This is a genomic window from Allosphingosinicella sp. (genome assembly GCF_036387215.1).
In the GTDB taxonomy this organism is placed as follows: Bacteria; Pseudomonadota; Alphaproteobacteria; order Sphingomonadales; family Sphingomonadaceae; genus Allosphingosinicella.
In genome coordinates this window covers 1-1,512 of sequence record NZ_DASVUE010000097.1, presented here as the reverse complement: position 1 = coordinate 1,512, position 1,512 = coordinate 1, and the positions used below count along the sequence as shown (strand labels likewise).

The window sequence follows — 1,512 nt, the reverse complement described above, 5'->3', positions numbered from 1 at the left end:
TCGATCGCCGCTTTGCTCGGCTTCTTAGCCATTGAAACGCGCCTCCAGCTTCTCGACCGCGGCGCGCGTCAGCACCAGGGTATCAGCTTTAAGAATGTCGTAGACGTTGGCGCCCACCGCCGGGAGAAGGTTGATCTCGCGAAGGTTCGAGGAGGCCAGGGCGAAGCCGACGTTGAGCGCGTCGCCGTCGATGACGAGAGCGGTCTTGCCGAAGCCGAGATTGCCGAGCTGCTCCTTGAGCGTCTTGGTCTTGGCTTCGCTGACGTCGAGATTTTCCATCACGACCAGCTTGCCGTCGCGGGCTTTGGTCGAGAGCGCCATCTTGAGGCCGAGCGCACGAACCTTCTTGTTCAGCGACGGATTGAAGTCGCGGACGCGCGGGCCGTGAGCCTTGCCGCCGCCGATGAAGATCGGAGCGCGGCGATCGCCGTGGCGGGCCGTGCCGCCGCCCTTCTGGCGGCCGAACTTCTTGCCGGTGCGGGCGACGTCGGAGCGCTCGCGGGCGGCGCGGGCGGTGCCGCGGCGCTTCTCGAGCTGCCAGGTGACGACGCGGTGCAGGATGTCGGCGCGGGGCTCAACGCCGAACACGTCGTCGTTGAGGTCGATGTCGCCGCTGGCGCCGGCGCCGAGGGTCTGAACTTGGACCTTCATGGTTTAGCCTTCCTGGCCGTCGGTGGCTGCCACGGTCGCCTCGGCATCAGCCGGGGTGTCCGCGGGAGCGGTATCGTTGCTTGCGGCCTGGCGGATGCCGGCCGGATAAGGCGCCGCGTCGGGCCGGGCGACCTTGACGGCGTCCTTGACGAGCAGCCAGCCGCCCTTGTGACCGGGCACGGAGCCCTTCACGAACAGGAGGCCGCGCTCGACGTCCGTGCGGACGATCTCGAGATTCTGCTGGGTACGGTTCTTGGCGCCCATGTGGCCGGCCATCTTCTTGTTCTTGAAGACTCGGCCCGGATCCTGGCGCTGACCGGTGGAGCCGAGCGAACGGTGCGAGACGGAGACGCCGTGGGTGGCGCGAAGACCGCCGAAGCCCCAGCGCTTCATGCCGCCGGCAAAGCCCTTGCCCTGCGTCACGCCCTGGACGTCGACCATCTGGCCGGCGACGAAGTGATCGGCGGTGAGAGTGGCGCCGACATCGAGGAGCGCATCCTCGGCGACGCGGAATTCGGCGACGCGCGCCTTGGGCTCCACTTCGGCCTTGCCGAAGTGGCCGCGCTCCGGCTTCGTCAGGTTCTTGGCCTTAGCCGAACCGGCGCCGAGCTGGACAGCGACATAGCCGTCGCGGTCGCTCTCGCGGCGCGAAACCACCTGGACGTTGTCGAGCGCCAGGACCGTCACGGGCACGTGGCGCCCGTCGTCCTGGAATATGCGGGTCATCCCCATTTTCTTCGCGATCACGCCAGTGCGCATGATCATGCTCCTTATACAGAGGCACCCCGGACCATTCCGAGGTGCATGAGGGACCCCATCGAAGTGTTACTTCGATGGGAACCCGCAAGCCCAATGTAAGCG

General features: G+C 66.9%; 2 protein-coding genes. Both read right to left on the bottom strand.

Annotation, left to right across the window (positions count from 1 at the left end; all coding sequences use genetic code 11):
• Positions 1 to 24: 24 nt before the first annotated feature.
• Entirely contained in the window at positions 25 to 651 is a 627-nt protein-coding gene (gene rplD / locus VF662_RS04340) for a 50S ribosomal protein L4 (protein WP_464138090.1), read from the bottom strand.
• Between the two features lie 3 nt (positions 652 to 654).
• Complete coding sequence (rplC, locus tag VF662_RS04335; protein ID WP_464138087.1) at positions 655 to 1,410, bottom strand: 50S ribosomal protein L3; 756 nt, start codon at positions 1,408 to 1,410, stop codon at positions 655 to 657.
• Positions 1,411 to 1,512: the final 102 nt, after the last annotated feature.

Bases quoted from the DNA above. Each gene is read 5' to 3' on its own strand.
- rplD (WP_464138090.1), bottom strand. From the start codon at position 651: ATGAAGGTCCAAGTTCAGACCCTCGGCGCCGGCGCCAGCGGCGACATC.
- rplC (WP_464138087.1), bottom strand. From the start codon at position 1,410: ATGCGCACTGGCGTGATCGCGAAGAAAATGGGGATGACCCGCATATTC.